The 19,031-nt window shown below is 35.7% G+C and carries 22 protein-coding genes; 5 read left to right on the forward strand and 17 right to left on the reverse strand.

Annotated features, from left to right (window positions below; translation table 11 throughout):
* The first annotated feature begins 40 nt into the window (after positions 1–40).
* Positions 41–283, forward strand: coding sequence for a hypothetical protein (locus ACFSCX_RS08770; RefSeq protein ID WP_377927821.1), 243 nt, complete (start codon positions 41–43; stop codon positions 281–283).
* A gap of 174 nt (positions 284–457) precedes the next feature.
* On the opposite strand, the gene ACFSCX_RS08775 is transcribed toward ACFSCX_RS08770, so the two are convergent.
* From ACFSCX_RS08775 to ACFSCX_RS08795, 5 genes are all read right to left on the reverse strand, one after another.
* Positions 458–1,252 carry a phosphatidylserine decarboxylase gene (locus ACFSCX_RS08775; protein ID WP_377927822.1) on the reverse strand — a complete coding sequence of 265 codons (795 nt, stop codon included), beginning with the start codon at positions 1,250–1,252 and terminating at the stop codon, positions 458–460.
* Between the two features lie 296 nt (positions 1,253–1,548).
* Positions 1,549–1,743 carry a hypothetical protein gene (locus ACFSCX_RS08780; RefSeq protein WP_377927823.1) on the reverse strand — a complete coding sequence of 65 codons (195 nt, stop codon included), beginning with the start codon at positions 1,741–1,743 and terminating at the stop codon, positions 1,549–1,551.
* A gap of 58 nt (positions 1,744–1,801) precedes the next feature.
* The gene (locus ACFSCX_RS08785; RefSeq protein WP_377927824.1) at positions 1,802–3,568 is read right to left on the reverse strand and encodes a M3 family oligoendopeptidase; all 1,767 of its coding nucleotides are present in this window, start codon (positions 3,566–3,568) and stop codon (positions 1,802–1,804) included.
* A gap of 207 nt (positions 3,569–3,775) precedes the next feature.
* Positions 3,776–3,934 carry a hypothetical protein gene (locus ACFSCX_RS08790; protein ID WP_377927825.1) on the reverse strand — a complete coding sequence of 53 codons (159 nt, stop codon included), beginning with the start codon at positions 3,932–3,934 and terminating at the stop codon, positions 3,776–3,778.
* A gap of 98 nt (positions 3,935–4,032) precedes the next feature.
* Positions 4,033–5,769, reverse strand: a complete 1,737-nt coding sequence (locus ACFSCX_RS08795) for a methyl-accepting chemotaxis protein (RefSeq protein WP_377927826.1) — start codon at positions 5,767–5,769, stop codon at positions 4,033–4,035.
* A 208-nt stretch (positions 5,770–5,977) separates the two neighbouring features.
* On the opposite strand from ACFSCX_RS08795, the gene sigK reads away from it, so the two are divergent.
* Positions 5,978–6,691, forward strand: coding sequence for an RNA polymerase sporulation sigma factor SigK (sigK, locus tag ACFSCX_RS08800; protein WP_377927827.1), 714 nt, complete (start codon positions 5,978–5,980; stop codon positions 6,689–6,691).
* Between the two features lie 105 nt (positions 6,692–6,796).
* Here the strand turns inward: sigK and ACFSCX_RS08805 are convergent, their stop codons facing one another.
* The 3 genes from ACFSCX_RS08805 to ACFSCX_RS08815 all read right to left on the reverse strand — a co-directional run bounded on the left by ACFSCX_RS08805 (position 6,797) and on the right by ACFSCX_RS08815 (position 7,596).
* Positions 6,797–6,946 carry a hypothetical protein gene (locus tag ACFSCX_RS08805; protein ID WP_377927828.1) on the reverse strand — a complete coding sequence of 50 codons (150 nt, stop codon included), beginning with the start codon at positions 6,944–6,946 and terminating at the stop codon, positions 6,797–6,799.
* Between the two features lie 119 nt (positions 6,947–7,065).
* Entirely contained in the window at positions 7,066–7,206 is a 141-nt protein-coding gene (locus tag ACFSCX_RS08810) for a YrzI family small protein (protein WP_377927829.1), read from the reverse strand.
* Between the two features lie 249 nt (positions 7,207–7,455).
* Positions 7,456–7,596 (reverse strand): YrzI family small protein, encoded by a 141-nt coding sequence (locus ACFSCX_RS08815; protein WP_377927830.1) that lies wholly within the window; start codon positions 7,594–7,596, stop codon positions 7,456–7,458.
* Positions 7,597–7,964: 368 nt separating this feature from the next.
* On the opposite strand from ACFSCX_RS08815, the gene ACFSCX_RS08820 reads away from it, so the two are divergent.
* Positions 7,965–9,479, forward strand: a complete 1,515-nt coding sequence (locus ACFSCX_RS08820) for a hypothetical protein (RefSeq protein WP_377927831.1) — start codon at positions 7,965–7,967, stop codon at positions 9,477–9,479.
* 7 nt (positions 9,480–9,486) lie between these two features.
* Complete coding sequence (locus ACFSCX_RS08825) at positions 9,487–10,185, forward strand: OmpA/MotB family protein (protein ID WP_377927832.1); 699 nt, start codon at positions 9,487–9,489, stop codon at positions 10,183–10,185.
* 224 nt (positions 10,186–10,409) lie between these two features.
* Here the strand turns inward: ACFSCX_RS08825 and ACFSCX_RS08830 are convergent, their stop codons facing one another.
* The 5 genes from ACFSCX_RS08830 to ACFSCX_RS08850 form a co-directional block, all read right to left on the reverse strand.
* Complete coding sequence (locus ACFSCX_RS08830; RefSeq protein WP_377927833.1) at positions 10,410–10,652, reverse strand: YrhC family protein; 243 nt, start codon at positions 10,650–10,652, stop codon at positions 10,410–10,412.
* 118 nt (positions 10,653–10,770) lie between these two features.
* On the reverse strand, positions 10,771–11,904 hold the full coding sequence (locus ACFSCX_RS08835) for a bifunctional cystathionine gamma-lyase/homocysteine desulfhydrase (RefSeq protein WP_377927834.1): 1,134 nt from the start codon (positions 11,902–11,904) through the stop codon (positions 10,771–10,773).
* A 1-nt stretch (position 11,905) separates the two neighbouring features.
* Positions 11,906–12,829, reverse strand: coding sequence for a PLP-dependent cysteine synthase family protein (locus tag ACFSCX_RS08840; RefSeq protein ID WP_377927835.1), 924 nt, complete (start codon positions 12,827–12,829; stop codon positions 11,906–11,908).
* Between the two features lies 1 nt (position 12,830).
* A complete protein-coding gene (mtnN, locus tag ACFSCX_RS08845; protein WP_377927836.1) occupies positions 12,831–13,535 on the reverse strand; it encodes a 5'-methylthioadenosine/S-adenosylhomocysteine nucleosidase in 705 nt (234 codons plus the stop codon).
* A gap of 18 nt (positions 13,536–13,553) precedes the next feature.
* Positions 13,554–14,195 carry a class I SAM-dependent DNA methyltransferase gene (locus ACFSCX_RS08850; protein ID WP_377927837.1) on the reverse strand — a complete coding sequence of 214 codons (642 nt, stop codon included), beginning with the start codon at positions 14,193–14,195 and terminating at the stop codon, positions 13,554–13,556.
* 164 nt (positions 14,196–14,359) lie between these two features.
* Between ACFSCX_RS08850 and ACFSCX_RS08855 the strand changes: the two genes are divergently transcribed.
* The gene (locus tag ACFSCX_RS08855; RefSeq protein WP_377927838.1) at positions 14,360–14,566 is read left to right on the forward strand and encodes a DUF2536 family protein; all 207 of its coding nucleotides are present in this window, start codon (positions 14,360–14,362) and stop codon (positions 14,564–14,566) included.
* Between the two features lie 285 nt (positions 14,567–14,851).
* On the opposite strand, the gene ACFSCX_RS08860 is transcribed toward ACFSCX_RS08855, so the two are convergent.
* The 4 genes from ACFSCX_RS08860 to udk form a co-directional block, all read right to left on the reverse strand.
* Positions 14,852–15,610: a YrrS family protein gene (locus tag ACFSCX_RS08860; RefSeq protein ID WP_377927871.1), complete on the reverse strand. Its 759-nt coding sequence runs from the start codon at positions 15,608–15,610 to the stop codon at positions 14,852–14,854.
* Between the two features lie 132 nt (positions 15,611–15,742).
* Positions 15,743–17,509: a peptidoglycan D,D-transpeptidase FtsI family protein gene (locus ACFSCX_RS08865; RefSeq protein ID WP_377927839.1), complete on the reverse strand. Its 1,767-nt coding sequence runs from the start codon at positions 17,507–17,509 to the stop codon at positions 15,743–15,745.
* A gap of 105 nt (positions 17,510–17,614) precedes the next feature.
* Positions 17,615–18,091, reverse strand: a complete 477-nt coding sequence (greA, locus tag ACFSCX_RS08870) for a transcription elongation factor GreA (RefSeq protein ID WP_377927840.1) — start codon at positions 18,089–18,091, stop codon at positions 17,615–17,617.
* A 303-nt stretch (positions 18,092–18,394) separates the two neighbouring features.
* Positions 18,395–19,030 carry a uridine kinase gene (udk, locus tag ACFSCX_RS08875; protein WP_377927841.1) on the reverse strand — a complete coding sequence of 212 codons (636 nt, stop codon included), beginning with the start codon at positions 19,028–19,030 and terminating at the stop codon, positions 18,395–18,397.
* Between the last annotated feature and the right edge of the window lies 1 nt (position 19,031).

Genomic DNA, 19,031 nt, shown 5'->3' on the forward strand with positions numbered 1-19,031 from the left:
GCATTAGGAACAGCTTTATAAAAGAGGAGGGATAATCCCTTTGGCGAATTGGTATGAGTTTAAGGTCAAATGGTGTTTTGTATGTGACCAAGGTTGGATAGAGATTGTAAAAGGAACAAGAAAAGAGAATCTATTCTTACAATGTTCAGAGTGTTTTTCGCAATGGGAAGGTATTGATGAACTTAATAAAAAGATATATAAACTTGACGAGGAAGAAGCAATTGAACCAGACAGTAAGGAAATAATAATAAAAGGTTGGGGACGATATATTATTCAAGGTTAAATACTTTGGAATAGATAAACTAAGCACTTTGAAAAATAATCAATCAAAATGTTGGTTTTCCTTCAAATTTAAGCAGCTATTCTTATAATAATGATTGTTTTTTTATTTGCTCTTGTAAAAGGCGTGAATGTAGTTTGTTGATCAAACTTTTTAAAGCAATAAATAGAGGTCATACTAACTACGTATGGCCTCTTTTAATGTACCCAATTTTTCACCGACTTTAAGTTCCATTTTCCTTTTAACTGATGGATTTATGGTGAAGGAACCTTTTTCAAACAACAGGATGATGGTTGAACCGAAAGAAAAATACCCTATCTCCTCACCCTTTTTAATTTCCTCTCCTTTATGAATTAACTCAATTCCATTTACAAACATAGCTCCAACTTTTACAACGGCTACATGTACACCGTTATGATTAATTTCAGAAATGACACGATAGTTTTTAGTAAACGGACTTTTCCCATATTTGACTCCAAGTCTGTTAACAGGATAAGAGGATGTGCCAAGCGACCACTGCTCTGTAATGCGCCCTGTAATAGGAGCATGTATTCTGTGATAGTGACTAGGGCTTAAATATAGAATCATAAATGATCCGCCCACATATTTATCGATTTTTTCTTCATGTACTAGCATTTCTGATATAAAATAATTCTTCCCTTTAACAAGAAATGTCTGGTCTTCATGTATTTCACCATATTCTTCTAATACAGCATCAACTGGACTAACTAGTACACTTTCACCCAATTCAATCGAACGTACATTTCCCTTTAATTTCCTAGTAAATAGATCATGTAGCGAATGATACTCATGTAGGGGTTTTTCCATTTCATCTAGGCGTATATTGTAAGTCCGAACAAATGAACCTATAATAAATCGGCTCTTCGAAGATTTCGCAAATCGTTCTAATTGCTTCGATATAAAGGGTCTATTTGTTAATTCTATAAACAATCGGTATAAATGTTTTTTCAATTATTTTCCTCCCCAATATTGAATAATCAATTTTTTGTTAGCTTTCCACTTGCGGATGTCATATAAACTAAAGGTAAAGAACTAAAGGCTAAGGGCACCTGGTTAGCCTCTGGCAGATCGAATGTTCTGTATTGAAGAAAAGGGCGATCTTTCCCAATTATTCTACAGGTTATTTGACCTCAGTCGGGCTGTGCGTTAGAGCCGGATTACTATCCACATCACTCAGTTATCCACAAATGATTAGCTTTAATAGTTTACGAACAAAAAGGCGTCTTTTTCCATTTACTCATTTAGGGTTATCCTACTCCAACTGGCAGTAAAAAACAAAACTGCCAGTAGAATCCGATTGGTTCACCATCAGAAAAATTCACTGATGGAAGTTTCACTGTATCTGATCTCGAGTAAGATGAAATGGCAAAGATCGTCGCGATTTCATCTTGGCTTAGCGCTAGAGCCAGATTACTAAGCACATCGTAATAAGATACTATCAAAAACTTATCATTTCTTATTCATTGAAAAAACACTAGCAAAGCTAGTGCTTTTCCACTATTATTTTGTCATTTCTAAAAAATCATGTACATCTTGAATAGATAAACCAATCGCCTTCTCCCAGAAGTCAGGCTTAGTTAAGTCTACACCTAGATGTTTCTGAGCAAGTTCTTCTACTGTCATTCTACCCGTATCACGAAGTAAGGAAATATATTGTTCCTCAAATTCACTCCCTACCTCTAAAGCCCTTGCATAAATTCCTAGTGAGAAAAGGTAACCAAATGTATATGGGAAATTATAAAAAGGAACTCCGGTGATATGGAAATGTAGCTTTGATGCCCAAAATGTTGGGTGATATTCACTTAATGAATGGTGATATGCTTCCTTTTGAGCGTTTTCCATTAGTTCATTTAAGCGCGCTTGGCTAACTGTTCCTTTTTTACGCTCCTCATAAAATGAAGTTTCAAATAAGAAACGCGCATGAATATTCATAAATAATGCAACACTACGCTGAATTTTATCTTCAAGTAATGCAAGCTTTTCTTCCTCAGATTCTGCATTCTTAACTGCTGCATCTGCTACAATCATCTCAGCAAAGGTCGAAGCTGTTTCAGCGACATTCATTGCGTATCGTTGATTTAACTGGTCTAAGTCATTCATAACATGTTGATGGAAAGCATGACCTAATTCATGAGCCAGTGTTGAAATATTAGAGGCTGTTCCAGAATAGGTCATAAATATTCGGGATTCTTTTTTTTCAGGGAAGCTCGTACAGAATCCCCCAGGTCGTTTACCTTTCCGGTCTTCTGCTTCAATCCAACTCTCATCAAATGCTTTCCTAGAGAACTCTGTCATCTTTGGACCAAATCTTGCAAACTGTTTTAAAATGAAATCTGCCCCTTCTTGATAAGAAACGGTACTAGTTGCTGTTGCAATAGGTGCATCTAAGTCATACCAACTCATTTGATCTATATTTAGAAGCTTTGCCTTTTTATTTAAAAATTCTACAAATGTTGGCTTATGTTTTTCGATTACAGCCCACATTGTATCTAGCGTCTCTTTTTGCATTCGATTAATGAACAATGGTTCCTTTAATACTTCATCCCATCCTCTTGATTTATATGTACTAAGACGGAAGCCAGCAAGATGATTCAGTGTATGAGAAATGAGATCCCCACTTTCTTCCCAAGCTTTTTCCCATTCACTAAAAATGGTTTGTCTTACATTTCGATCAGGGTGGCTCATTTTATTTGCAGCTTGTCCAATAGATAACTGCTCTACTTCCCCATTTTCCTCATATGGAATCGATATTTTACCTGTAATTGTATCATACATTTGTGACCAACCATGATATCCATCAACACCTAAATCTAATATCAAGGACTCAAGTTCTAATGATAATTTTTCAGCAGCTCTTTCCTTTCTTTCATTTAAGACGAAGGTCAATTCACGTAATTCATTTTGATCAAGCAGAGAACGCCATTCTTGATCTTCTATTGAAAGTAGATGCTCATCCAGCTTTGTTAGTAGCGTTTGAAAACGTGCAAAAAGAGTGGTTATTTTGCCTCTCCATTCTCCCGCCTTTTTATCAGTAACATCTTGAGCTTGTAAACAAGATACAAATGCACTGGCTTCTTTTACTTGTTTCATTACCTCTTGAACCGCTTGTAATAAAGTTGAAAGCTCTGATGACTGGAACGATTCTAGCTTTTCATTTAGGTTTTGTAAATTTAGCTCTAGATTCTGAACATAGCTAAGAAATTCTGAAGATTCACTTCCACCTTTGAAGATGGTATCCAAATTCCAAACAGGATTATATGTATTCATCATTTTCCCCCTTATCTTATATAGTTTTAGTATATCGTTTCTCGAGCTAAATGTCTCTGATCGACAATTCATAATATTTATATGTAATTATAAAGAGCTCACTTGTTACTAAAGCCTGTTTTTCAGCATTATATGACATCCACTAATGACGTATTTACTTGTATCTTAAGCAACAAAAAGACCTATGCCCAAAGAGCATAAGCCTTTCTATCTACGATAATTATAATAATAGTATCCACCGCCTACTAAGAGCAAGATGAGCAGTACTACTATTAACGCATATCCCCATCCAAATCCGCCGTACGGAGCACCTGCATATCCTGGATAGCCATAAGTGGGATATGGTCCGTATCCATAATAAGCCATATAATATCCTCCTTTAGTCAGAAGTTTATTCTTAATAGCTTATGAGAATAGGATAAATGTGTATAGGACATTCGTTTAGTTTTTGCTGTAAATTATTTCTACTCTAATTTGAATCGCTTCGTCAAAGTTGAAAGTGTTTCTGAAAGGACTGTTAAGTGCTGTCCAACTTTATGTGTGTTTTCCATTTGAATAATCTGTTCATCACTGGTAGACAGCATTTCCTCTGTGCTTGCTAATGTTTCCTGTGAAATGGATGAAAAACTTACAGTAGACTCTTCAAGTTTTGGCAGAATCTCTTCTAGGCTCTTAAGTTCTAGTTGCATTTGAGATAATTTCTCTGTTACTGTTCCAATTTCTGTCATTAACCCATCAAAGGAATCCTTTGACTCGTTTGCTGTTACTAAATTTGTTCTTATTTTTGAGAGCATAAGATTAAACTCTTTCGTTGCTTGATTTGTAATGTTCTCCATGACTGATATTGACTGAGTTATATTGATTGTTGCACTAGTTGATTGTTCTGCTAATTTTCTTACTTCATTTGCTACTACTGCAAACCCTTTCCCTGCTTCTCCCGCTCTTGCTGCTTCAATTGTAGCATTTAAAGCTAATAGCTTCGTTTGTTCAGCAATCCCTTGAATAAGGCCTACTACACTACTAATAGTATCAGAGTGCGTCTTTACATGCTGAATGGTGTTTGCCAAATGATCAAAGTCTTTTTCAAAAGAGTGGATGGTATCAATTAATTCTGACATATGTTTTTCTCCGTTACAGGCTGATTTATTCATATCAGCTGAGCTTTGAAAGACTGTTATCATATATCCCATCATACTTGTAATTTGATCCTTCATTGCATGAAAACTATGGACACTACTATCTGAACTGCTAGCAGTTTGTTCTGCCCCTACTTTTACAACTTGGATTGCCTCAATTAATTGCCGACTTACTCTTAGGGCATCTTCTGAAGAAGAACTTAATTCTCCACCCCTCATTTCTAATTCAGTCGTTGTATCATTTAATTCATGTATGACAGTTTTCATTTGTTCAATCATCATATTGAAGCTTTTATTTAATGAATTAATTTCCGGAATGGATGTCTTGATTTGAATGCTTTTGTTTAAATTCCCTTCCCTTACTTCTCTCATAACATTACGTAATATAGTTAATGGTTTCGTTAAACTCTGCACGAAAATGGTAATAAAGATGGTTGAAATAGCTAAGCTGCTAATAATCACAATTACTGTAAAGTGAGCCATTTTTGTAATAGGTTTCATAAAAGATTCGGTAGACGCTGCTAGAACATATATTCCACCAAGCTCCTCCATAAATTGAATGGATAGTGTATATTGTTCATCATTTAATGTTGTATGGAATACACCTGATTTCAACTTACTTATTTGTTCTTTCTGATCATTAGAAAAGCTGTAGTTCATCTTTTCACTCACTTGAAAAGGTATAACCTCATTGTTTTTTATGTAAAAAAACTCTGCGGAGATTCCGTCTTTTTCCAGTTGTTTTTTTTGGGACCGAACTGTACCTTCAAGCTGCTGCTTAAAGTAGTCTTCATCACTGACATATACAAATTTTAAATTTTTCGTCATATAGGACATGACCTCTGCTTCCCGCTTTAAACGATTCTCAAAAGTCGTCAAAGTTGTTTCCTTTGCTTGGAAGTAAGAGCTAAATCCAACACTAACTACAGAAATCATTAACAGGAGGAAAAATAAACATAGTAATCTTGTTCTTAAGCTAAGCTTTCCCATCCATTTATTTTCTGGGCTTATTTTATTGTTGTTCTTTTTAATTACTATGTTTTGTTTGAGTTTCTTTTTCTTCATCTTCTATGCCCCCTAAATCTACAATTCTCCATGAATTACGACAAATATAGCACGTGAATATTAAGGCAGTATTAATCTAGCTCTTTGTATTTGTAAAAGCAATGTTCTAATAAGTCCACTTTTTTTTCATGTACAGACAAAAACAAGCTCATCTTTACATAGGTATGTAATAGGCACGTGCCTACATAATTAATGGAGGTGAACGGAAATGACTGGGATGCTAGCTGCATTAGGGTATCTTGTAAAAGAGTTCGTATTGTTTGTTTCATACGTAAAGAACAATGCATTTCCACAGCCTTTGTCTGCCAGTGACGAGCAAAAATACTTAAAACGAATGGCAGAAGGAGATGAACATGCACGTAACATGTTAATCGAACATAACTTGCGTTTAGTTGCACATATCGTCAAAAAGTTTGAAAATACAGGGGAGGATTCAGAAGACCTTATTTCCATCGGAACAATTGGGTTGATTAAAGCAATTGAGAGCTATTCGTATGGAAAAGGCACAAAATTAGCAACTTATGCAGCAAGATGTATCGAAAACGAAATTCTCATGCATTTACGTGCGTTAAAAAAAACAAAAAAGGATGTTTCCCTGCATGATCCAATTGGGCAAGACAAAGAAGGAAATGAAATCTCTTTGATTGATGTATTGAAGTCAGAGTCAGAAGATGTTATTGAAACAATCCAATTAAATATGGAATTAGAAAAAATTAAGGAATATATAGATATTTTAGATGACCGGGAACGAGAGGTTATTACAGGTAGATTTGGTTTAGAACTTCAGAAGGAAAAAACCCAAAGAGAAATCGCGAAAGAGCTTGGGATTTCGAGGAGCTACGTATCAAGAATCGAAAAACGTGCACTGATGAAAATGTTCCACGAATTCTACAGGGCTGAAAAGGAGCGTAGACGTTCTTAATTCAAACTAGTATCCTCGGGCGGTTGATTTGAATGTGTAATAGCATTTCCAGAACAATTCCACTTTCAAATAAAAACAAGAGCCTCAAGTTTTGAGGCTCTTTTCTTATAAATAACGTTGTATTTTGAATCGATTATCATTTGCTTGTTCAAGCAATTTGTTGAAAGATAATCGGCTTTGGTACTGTTCATAGGTTAATTCTTTATTTTTTTTCTTTACAAAAAAAGAAAACAAGAAAATATTAAATGATAACATACTAATTCCTCCTATAATATATGAAATTTGTTAGGTGGAATCTTTCTCCACACATAACCAAGCAATCAACACATTCTTCTTCTTAATGAACATCATGATCCTAACCTCCTTCTTTTTATTTACATGAATCGATGCATTTCACACTTACGATCTCTAATTTTATTTGTGATATTTTGAACAGTTTGTTCTCTTTTTACTTCATCATTTGAAAATTTCCTCTTTTGAATAGAAATAGAGAAAAATAAAATATTTATGGTCATTATTCTTCACCTTCTTTATGCTTAAAATATTCATGATCATTATTACATGAGGGTCATTTTATAAATATAAGTCTGGATGTTTTGCTCATGATTTATATTACTCTTTTCATGGATGTACTCTCGACTTCGTCTATTTATTGATAACCGATTGTTTTTTTTCGAAAAAAATGCAAACAAAAAAATATGAAATATTGACACTTGGCTTCCCCCTTCCTCTCCGTTAGGAAAGATAAAAAGTGAAAGGCTATTTTAGATAACATGGTACATCGAACATTTTCGATCTGTAATACGATCTGAAATCTTTTTAATGGCCATTTCTGTTTTTAGATCATCCATAGAGTAATTTCTTTTAGTAAACGTAACGGTTAGAAATAAAAGATTGATTGTCATAAAATATCACCTCCTTTAAGTGAAAATTAGGCACAAAAAAACCACAGGATAATAACCCCTGCGGTCAACTTAAAAAAGACATAATAAATCCACAGGGAACTATTCGCCTGTGGATGTTAATAACATACTAATTACTTATTAACCAATTCCATGTAGGTCGAACAGTTTTGAATCATATATTTAGTTGCTTGATCTTTTACAATATAAATCATTTCACTCGACCTCCTTTGGTTAATTTTTATCACAAAGGTAATTATATCCAACAATAATATGTTTGTAAACCTCTTTTTGGAAAAAAATTTATTTACTAAAAAAAATAGGCAATAACTCTTGTCATTCCCCATACAAATTACTAAGGGGGGACAAATATGGAACCATCAGTCATCATACTTTTTGTTATTGGATTTATAGCTATTTTCGGTGTGATTAGCCACTTCCAAATGCTATTTACATTGAAGGGGTGGCAACAAGAGTTAATACGACTCGAAACAAGTGAATTAGGAAGCAGTTCTGTAACATGGATCAACAGGGTTGTAGAGGAGTATAGGAAATATAAAGAGATTCAACACGAATCCATGAATACTATTTCACTTGTAGATAAACATTTTATGAATGAGCCTATACGTCTGTTTGGTTTTTTTAAAACACCAGTTGGAAATGTTGTAAGAATGCAACAATTACTTCCGGTTGCTTGTATTATTTGTGGAATACTCGGGACATTTCTTGGTTTAACATTATCCATGTTTTCAATGCAACAAACCTTATCCACTATTGGAACATCTACTGCTGACATTTCAATGAGTTCGATTGTTTCAGCGATTTCTTCCCCTTTTCAAGGAATGAGTTTAGCATTTGTGACTAGTATCGCTGGAATTGCTAGTGCACTTCTTTTAAATTTATTTCAGACTGGGTTTCTTTCTGGTGGCACATCGATTTCCTATTATCAATCTAGTATTTTAGCTGAGACAGAAAGCTTATTAGATCACAAAGTGGCTTCCTTAATAAAAGATCAAAAACCAAAAGATACACTTGAAAAAATACTTGATCGTTTTTCAGACAAAGTCCAAGACGCCTTTCAAAAGTCTGTTGAGCAATTTGCAGGGAAAATGGTGAACCTAACAGGAGAATTACTGTCAATTTGTGAAGGATTAAATAATATGGTCATCAAACAGGAAGAAGCAACAAATACCTTTTCTACTAGTACCTCTACATTGAAGGAATTTAGCCTGGAATTATCAACATCTATTGAGTCACTCTTACAAGTTCGAGCAGGTGTTGATAGTGAGTTACAAACTTTGCAACAAACGATTAAAACAATCGAGAAACAATTGCAAAGCTCAATTGAAAAGCAAGAGGCTGGACAGAAGAGATACGAGCAGATGTTACAGAGGTCTGATCAAATTTTACGAGATTCTTCAAACAAAACAGCTGAAATCAGCAACTTATTCTTAAAAGGTTTAGAAGAACAAATGAATCGAGGGTTTGCTAAACAGGAGGAAATGGAACGAAGACTATATCAAAAACAAGAAGAATGGAATTATAGTCTTCAAGATAAACAATCACAATATTATCATGCAGCCCAGGATTTTCAGACTTCTGTACACCAATTAGAAAAGGCATGGCATGATGTTGTTGAAAGACTCCGAAGAGATGTAATCGATAAGATGGAGCATGCTAGAAACAGGCAATCACCACTTCAAAACGATAATCGCGAGTTAATACGTACAATTGAGCTCGCCTCTGAAAGATCCAAACATGAAATTGGCCAAATTCAACAATACTTAACTGAAGTGTATCAAATCCTATTACGTATGTATGAAGAGCAGCAATATGCTACTTCTATTCCAAAACGAAATGCAATCCAGGCAAGGATTCATGAGTAGGTGAACTATGAGTAGACACAATAGACGTAGATTACTAGAGGATGAAGGACAACATGATTATTACTGGCCCTCTTTTACAGACATGATGGCGATGATCGTACTGGTCATGCTTTTTATCGCCATTATTGCATTTATTCAAGCCATTTACCAAGCCTATGACCAAGCAGAAATGAAACAGGAATTAGAACAAGTAGCAGAGGTAAAAAAACATATCTCTGATTTGATTGAAAAAACACTTGAAGAAAATGTGGGGAAGGATAAAGTTATCAGAGGTCCAAATAATACGATATCGATTGAAGGAGATATATTATTTGACACAGGTAGTTCAGAAGTTAGTGAAGAAGGGAAAAAAGTATTAGCTTCATTAAGTGAAGGTATATTGCAAATACTCGAAGATCCAGAGGTTAATCAGTATCTCTATATTATTTTAATTGAAGGTCATACTGATACGGTACCGTATGATAACTGGTCCCTTTCAACAGAGCGAGCGGTATCTGTTGTAAAATATTTATTAGATACAAACCCAAAGCTCGCCACAAAAGAGTATGCACAATATTTAGCTGCGACTGGCTATTCTGAATATAAACCATTAGTAGAGGGAGATTCTAAAGAGGCTCTTCAGAAAAACAGACGAATCTCTTTTCAAATTATTTTAGACGATCAAAAATGGCAAGATTCTTTGAAAAGTATACTAATTCAGGAATAACGTATAAAGAACAAAAGGCGAAAGTACCCCGTTTAGACTAAGGCAGAGCAAATGTCTGTCATGAAAAAAGGGTGGTTTTCCCTTTTATTCATGACAGGTTATTTGACCTCGAGTGGCTGGGCGCTTGAGCTGGATTTAGCCGTAACATTGTCTAAACTAAACACCAGAAACTTATACTTTACTTATAATAAAAAGACTAATTTCACATGTGGAAATTAGTCTTTTTATTGTCCATCTTCCATCTCAGCTAATTGTCTTTTATAGCCAATAACCTTTTGAAAAAAGAAGAGTGCCGCTGCTAAAAAAATTATGGTTGAAACCATCATTGTATACGTTTGGATCTCTTGTTTTCCTTCACTAGGAACAATGACTCCTATAAACATAAATACACTGACGGCTAATAACACCATAGCAAATCTTGTATAATCAACAATTTTATCTTGAATAGTTTTAAGTTGTTGGTTCATTTTGTTACGTCCCTTCTATCTATGAAGCTTACAATCTATTTTATCATAGTGAAAGGCAATGTCTTCTATGTAAATAAAACCAAAAAGGAAGCTCTCAAGTGAGAGCTTCCTTCCCATTTTATGAAAGTGCCTGTTTTAAGTCTTCAATGAGATCTTCTACATCCTCAAGACCTACTGAAATTCGAATAAGACCATCTGTTATACCTAATTCGTTTCGCCTGTCTGCTGGAATTGACGCATGTGTCATTCTAGCAGGTACAGATATTAAGCTTTCAACTGCGCCTAAGCTTTCAGCTAGAGTAAAGTAACGTAGTCGAGATAATAGTTGATCTGCTTTTTCTTCACTTCCTACATCAAATGATACCATTCCTCCAAAGCCAGCGCCCTGCTTTTTAGCTATATCATGATTTGGATGTGATGGTAATCCTGGATAATAAACTTTTTCAACAATTGGATGTTTTTGAAGAAATTCAATAATCTTATTCGTGTTTTCCTCAGTTTCTTCCATGCGAATTCCCAGTGTCTTGATTCCTCGCATTAATAACCAAGAATCCTGTGGTCCTAATACACCACCAGTAGAGTTTTGAACAAAATGCAAGTCTTCAGCAAGCTGTTTACTATTTACGACAACAAGGCCAGCAACAACATCACTATGCCCACCAATATATTTGGTTGCACTATGCAGAACAATATCAGCACCTAAAGAAATTGGCGTTTGCCAGTAAGGTGTACTAAATGTATTATCAACAATTGTTAATAGGTTATGTTTTTTTGCAATTTTACTTGCTTCTTCAATATCTGTTATTTTTAATAAAGGATTTGTAGGCGTTTCAATATAAATCGCTCTTGTATTCGACTTTATTGCCTTTTCAATATTAGTTAAGTCACTGGTGTCAACAAAAGTAGAATCTATCCCTAGTCGATTTAATACCTTTGTCATCACTCGATATGTACCGCCGTACACATCATCTGTAAGCACTATATGATCACCGCTATTGAAAAGCATCATAACGGCTGTAATAGCAGCCATTCCAGAACCAAATGCGAAACCAGCTTCACCGTTCTCTAAGTCTTTTATAAGTTCTTCTAATGCATGTCTTGTTGGGTTTCCTGTACGAGAATATTCAAATCCACTATGTTTCCCAACAGCCTCCTGTTTGTACGTACTTACTTGATAAATCGGAACTGATACAGCTCCAGTATGTGGATCACCTGAAATACCACCGTGTATTAATTTCGTTTTTCTTTTCATACTAAATACCCCCTTCATATATTTTTTTACTTAAATATCGTTCACTACTATCAGCAAAAATCGTAACAATATTTGTTCCTGGTGTTGCATGTTTAGCCTCTTGTAAACAAGCATAAAGTGCAGCACCAGCAGAACTACCAACTAATAATCCTTCCCGCTGAGCAAGTTCTTTAACAAGATCAAAAGCATCAACATCGAGTACAGTATGAATGCTATTAAAATAGGAACGATCCATGTAATCAGGCAGGAATTCCATTCCAATCCCTTCTGTTTTATGTGGACCAGATTCTCCGCCATTTAGGATGGAGCCCTCTGGTTCTACAATCACAGTTTTTATTGTAGGATTTTTTTCCTTTAAATATTTTGCCGTCCCCATAAAGGTTCCACCCGTTCCGGCACCTGCGACAAAAATATCTATATGACCATTTAAATCCTTCCAAAGCTCCGGGCCCAGTGTTTTATAATACGTCTCTGGATTAGCAGGATTGCCAAATTGCTGCGGACAATACGAGCCAGGAATTTCCTCTAAAAGCTCCTGTGCCTTTCTTATGGCCCCCTTCATTCCTTCACTCGTAGGTGTATGAACAATTGTAGCGCCGAGGGCCTTCATGAGCTCTTGCTTTTCCATACTAAACTTTTCAGGTATACAAAACATCACATTTATATTTCTACCAATCGCAGCTAAAGCCAGTCCAATTCCCGTATTCCCTGCAGTTGGTTCAATAATTGTTCCACCTTCTCTTACTTTACCTGTATCTAAAGCATGTTGAAGAAGTTCCATTCCAAGTCGGTCCTTTACACTTCCACCTGGATTAAAAAATTCAAGCTTTGCAAAAAGACGAACACCTTCAGGCAGATTAAATTTTGTAAGCTCAACAAGTGGTGTATTTCCGATCAATTCATGGACATTTTTATATAAAGCCATGTTATGCTTTCTCCTTTAGCTGCTTAATCATGGAAACAACCACTTCTGAAGAATGAAGGGCCGCCTTTTGTAAAAATTGATCGAATGAAATATTCGATTCTTTTCCAGCAATATCAGATAAAGAGCGAATAACAACAAATGGAACACCAAATTGAAAACAAACCTGGGCAACTGCAGCAGCCTCCATCTCCACAGCATGCAATTCTGGGAGTTTTGAACGTACAAACTCGACTCTTTCTGGATCATGCATAAAAGAATCACCTGTTGCAATGACTCCTTGGACAACTTGTATATCATCTAGGGCATGGACAGCCTTTACGGCTGCATCTTGTAAGATATCACTTGCCTTATAGGCAGCAGGTAGTCCAGGAACTTGCCCATATTCATACCCAAACGCCGTTACATCAACATCATGGTGACGTACCTCAGATGAAATGACAACATCTCCAACATTCAGTGAATGATGAAACCCTCCTGCTGAACCTGTATTGATGACATAATCTGGCTTAAAGCGTTCAAGCAAAATGGTTGTACTCATCGCCGCATTCACTTTACCAATACCCGATTTCAATAAAATAACATCCTGGTTATTTAGAGTACCTAGTGTAAACTCACACCCTGCAATTGTTTCGATATTCTTTTCTTCTAATGTATTACGTAAGATTTGAACTTCTTCTTCCATTGCTCCAATGATGGCTATTCTCATTACAATAATCCTCACCTTCTATTGTTTCACAGCCTCCATTACCCAAACAAAATCATTACAACGAGAAAAATGAACCGAAAAATTATGGTCAGTAAACATTTTTTCAAGTTTATCGATTGTCGTATAGTACTCTCTCAACAAATCCTCTGCAAGGTTATGGAATCCTCTGTTTTTAGATTTTTCTACCATATCTTTATATGCTTCCTCTGATTCAAATACGGTATCCGCAAACACTATTTTATCACCTTTCGTAAGGTAGTTTCCATACTTTGCAATAGCGACTTCTTTTTCTTCATCTGTTAGATGATGGAAGGCATAGGTACTAACGATAGTATTTACCTGCTCTTTGGGCCAAGTAAACTCTAAAAAATCCCCATCTTCAATTGAGACAGAGCTAGGTAATTTGTCTATCGCATGCTTTCTCATTGGTGAGGATGGCTCTATTCCATATATATTAAACCCTTTATCGATAAATTTTTGTGTTAAATTCCCCGTACCCACTCCAAATTCTAGTACATGACCAATAGAACGCTCTGTAACTGTCTCAAGTATCTGTTCATAATACTTAAATACATCACGATATTCTTCGTCAGTACCATTTACTGATTCATCATAATGATCTGCCCATTGCTCAAAAAGATTCAGGAATTCTCTTCCCATCATATGCCACTCCTTTTCCTTACAATTCCTATAAATATACTATGAATTAAAAATGTAATTGTTATTAATTTAACATAAATAGATACTCTCAACAATTTATTTGTTTTTTCACACATTTTTTGATATAACCAATACTGTTAAGAGAAAATAAGGGAGTGCCATAAATGGATTTTAAGCTTGAATTTATTGAAGATAAAATCGAATTTTTTGAGGCTACAAATTTGAAGACATTAGAAAAGCAAATACAAGAAAAAATCGATCATAATCGCGCCATTCTTCTCCAGGTTCATCATGTTTCACACAATACCGTATTTCATCCTCAGACGAATTTACCTACCTATACGGCAGTTGTACATTTTAAACAAAAATAAAGGATACCAAAAGGCATCCTCAGGCTGTCGAGAAAGTCTCGGCAGCCTTTTTTTTCTAACAGAGTAACGGTGGCTGTCCTCATTATTCTAGAAATAGGGGGAACATCCGACAATATTTCCATGAGAGGGGTTCTCTTAGACATTTTGAGGCGCTTTGACTTCCAAAATGTCTTTGAGCAGGATCCTAATAGCTTTTTTTAATGAGCTTTGATTGTGAACTTGAACTCCTTTCGAACATTGAGGGTTTTCTACAAGCAAAGGATGCCAAGAGGCATCCTTTATTTATCATTCTTCACTTTCTGAATTCGCATCAGTATCACTCGTTGTATTCTTCTTTGTAAATTCTTCTGGAACTGATCCAAGTTCTTCCAGTTTAACTGGTTTCCATCCCTTATTTGCTTTCCATTCTAAAAATACACGATACACGGTCTTTGAATCCTTGGAGGATACCACCCCGATAGCAGCTTGATCACTTCCACCATTTCCTAATCTCCAAAGAATCCAGTTTTGCTCCGTTAATCCAGTTGCATATTCAATTGTTTGAATCATTTCCTTCCAATCTTGCGATGTCGAATCATAATTGGCTGTATGAGGCTCACTTTGCTTCGTCCCTATTGGTTCCCAGGTAGGATTGGTAATGATGTTAACTACGTTCGGATCCTCACTTATCTCGTTGGAAATTTCGTTTTGCTCCGTTGTTTCATTAGTGGTTGATTCTTTTACAGTACTAGTTTCTGCCTGCTCAGATGTCGGTTGCTCTTCACCATCTACTGCATCTGATACATGTTCATTCGAATTTTCTTCTTCCGATTCCACTTCGGAATCCTCATCCTCGTCAGTTATGGAAGTTTCATCCCCAATTGTTGATTCTGAGCCTATTTCATTATGAGCTGGTTCATGTTTATCTCCAAAAAATAGCTGGTATGTAAAAAATATTATACCTAAAAAAACCACAAAAATGCTTATATTTAGGATTTTGTTGAATCGTCGATTTTTTGCACGCTTTTCATAACGTGGTCCTTCGTAAAGATCTTCAAAGTCCATTCTCACAGCTATGTCCTCCTCATTCATGATTATTTATATTCTAGCATTATTCTGACAACTCATGAAAGATTAAATTAGGACAAAAGCTAAAATGCTTCCATTGGAATAGGAAAGCCCCCATAAAGTGGATTTTCAATTCAATCTTGTCATCTCTTTAACTAGCTCGTAATAAACATCATTTGCAACGGTATTGAATTCCAGAACTTCGAGTTCAACAACCACCATTGCATATTTTGGTTTAGATGATGGAAAATAGCCTGCAAACCATTTATTCACAAGAGGTCTGCCATTAGTATCCACACGACCAGTCTCGGCTGTACCTGATTTTCCAGACACTTCCGTTTCAAGAGCTTGAAACCTCCGGCCAGTACCTTTATCATCTTCAACCACCTTCCTTAAAAGCTGTTGAAGTTTCATAGCTGTATAAGGTGCAACCGTATCACCATCTAAACTCTGGTTTGGAAAATTAAATAGAGTCGTACCGTTCTTATAAAGTATTTTAGACACTACTCTTACTTGCTCTTTTTCGCCACCCCTTGCTATTGTTGCCATCATGTTGGCAACTGCTAATGGCGTTACCCTAACTTCTTTTTGACCAATTGCCGTTTGTGCAATAGCTTTCGGTGCACTTTTATCATAAGATTCCTTCCATATTTGCCCCTTTTTATTAACCGGAAGTTGTTCAAACTGTTGAAAGTGAAAAACATCCCCAACCCATCCTACTGGTTGCACTAAACCAAGCTTAGAAGCATACTCCTCTATGATAGTTGGATTCTCCTTCATTAATTCATTAGCAAGAGTTGAAAAGGTATAATTACAGCTTTGTGCAAAGCTATCTTCAAAAGTGAGCTTTCCTAATTGATGCTTCTCATCTTTTTCGCCATAAAGATTCAAATCACAATCAAATAGTCTTTCACTTTCGATAATATTCTGTTCAATTGCAGCGGCTGCAATAACAGTCTTAAATACAGAACCTGGGATTTGTGTCTCTAATAAATAGTTATAGGCCCCGAGGTTAGAATATGGGTCCACTTGATTCAACGTTGGCTTACTGACCATTGCCAAAACCTCATTCGTATCAATATCTAATACGATAACTCCGCCTCTAGTTAATCCCTTTTTAGTAGCGATTGATTCAAACGCTTCTTGCATTCTCTTATCTATTGTTGTTTGTACTGAGATAGGATAGTAAGGATTTGCGGGAGCTGTGTATTTAACATCAATACCAAATAAAGGTCCACCCCTATTATCGACGTGATATAAAAGCTTGGACTCCCCCTCTGGAAGTAAAAACTCGTCAAATACCTTTTGAAGACCCAATATCCCTACAGGAGTATGAACTGACAAGTTTTCCTCTTTTACCTTTTCAGGGTATCGTTTCAATACCTCATCCTTATTTTCCCTTACAATTCCTATAAGGTGCTCTGCCACTAAATCCTCTACTCTAGATTGCCTGTAAACAGCAAATACACCTGGAATCTTCAGCTCATTAATCATCGTCATCTGCTGTTCGGTTAAAGGCATTGGTTTCGGATTTCCAAATGCTACTGGTTCAGAAATAGAATTCACCGTCTCTACTAAAACGTTCTCGTTTATCTTTAAAATAGACGCTACCTCTTCTATTGGCCAATCTATATACTTTAAGAATGGAAACAGTATGAGACTAGGAAAGTAATCATGGGTTAACGCTTCGCCATGACGATCGACAAATCTCCCACGCCCTTGATCAAGTATCATTACTTGTGTACGTTGCCTAACACTCTCTTCGATTAGATTTACTTTTTTTGAAGAAAAGGATTCTGTATGTATCATTTGTATATCAGCTAACCGATATAATAAACCTGCCAATAAAAGCATGACAATGGCTGCCACAATTAGTACTCTTCTCTTTAAGATCATAAAAACACCTCGTCAACATTGTCGACGAGGCTCGTGTTTTTTATAAGTGGTCTTTTCATAATTCCAATCAAAAATGACCAGAAATTGTGAATGTAAAACTAATGACTACTTAATCGATGTAATTTTAACAAACATATCTCCACCTGGAGTTTGAACAGTTACTTCATCCCCAACCTGTTTACCCATTAAACTTCTTGCAATTGGAGAGTCATTTGAAATTTTCCCTTCAAATGGATCAGCTTCTGCACTACCAACAATTGTATATGTCTCTTCTTCACCATTAGGTAGTTCCTTAAATGACACAGTTTTACCTAATGATACATTGTTTGTATTTTCTACAGATTCTTCGATGATTACAGCTTTACGGATCATATTTTCAAGCAAGCTAATTCTACCTTCAACAAAAGCCTGCTCATCTTTTGCTGCATCATACTCAGAATTCTCGGATAAGTCTCCAAAGCCACGAGCTATTTTTATACGCTCAACTACTTCTTTACGTTTTACTGATTTTAAATGATCTAATTCTTGCTCCAGTTTTTCTTTACCCGCTTTCGTCATTGGGTATGTTTTTTCTGTTGACATAACCTTCACTCCTTAATTATTCAAGCAATCCTCGATAAGCATGAGGAACTGAATGTTTGCATTTTGTTTTGCAAGATAAAGTATTTTCTAATAAATATGTAAGAATAAAATAATGATTGATGGACTTATCATATGATGTTCGCCGGACAAGAATACATAAAAAAGTAAAACCAATTGTGGATGTAAAAAATAAAATGGATAGAAGCAACTGGATATTGCCTCTATTCATCTTATCTAATCATTTTTGTATTCTGTTTCTTACCTAAACTAATTGCTTATATAAATCCACCTTTATATATGCTATTACAAAATGGATTTTTCTTCAAGAATTGTTTGGATTTTCGTCACCATTAGATCAATTGCGACATGATTATGGCCACCTTCTGGGATAATAATGTCCGCATACCGCTTTGTAGGCTCGATAAACTGATTATGCATCGGTCTAACAATGGAAACATATTGTTCAATGACAGATTCTAATGAACGACCACGTTCATTAATATCGCGTAGCATTCTTCGGATAATTCTTAAATCTGCATCTGTATCTACAAATAACTTAATATCCATAAGCTCTCTTAAACGCTCATCTTCAAGGACTAAAATTCCTTCTAAAATAATGACGTCTTTCGGTTCAACTTGAATACTGTCGTTTGAGCGTGTATGCAATTTATAATCATACACTGGTTTGTGAATCGTATTATAGGAAAGCAGCTGTTCCAGATGCTCAATTAAAAGGTCATTATCAAAAGCCAATGGATGATCATAGTTTGTTTGTAACCGTTTCTCCATCGGTAGATGTGCCTGGTCTTTGTAATAATAATCTTGTTCTAGCATTAGGATTGAGTGTCCTTTGAAATGTTCATAAATGGCTTTTGTGACACTCGTTTTCCCTGAACCTGATCCACCTGCAATCCCAATCACAATGGGTTTAACTCCCATT

The organism is Bacillus salitolerans (assembly GCF_042680805.1).
GTDB classification, from domain to species: Bacteria; Bacillota; Bacilli; order Bacillales; family SA4; genus Bacillus_CJ; species Bacillus_CJ salitolerans.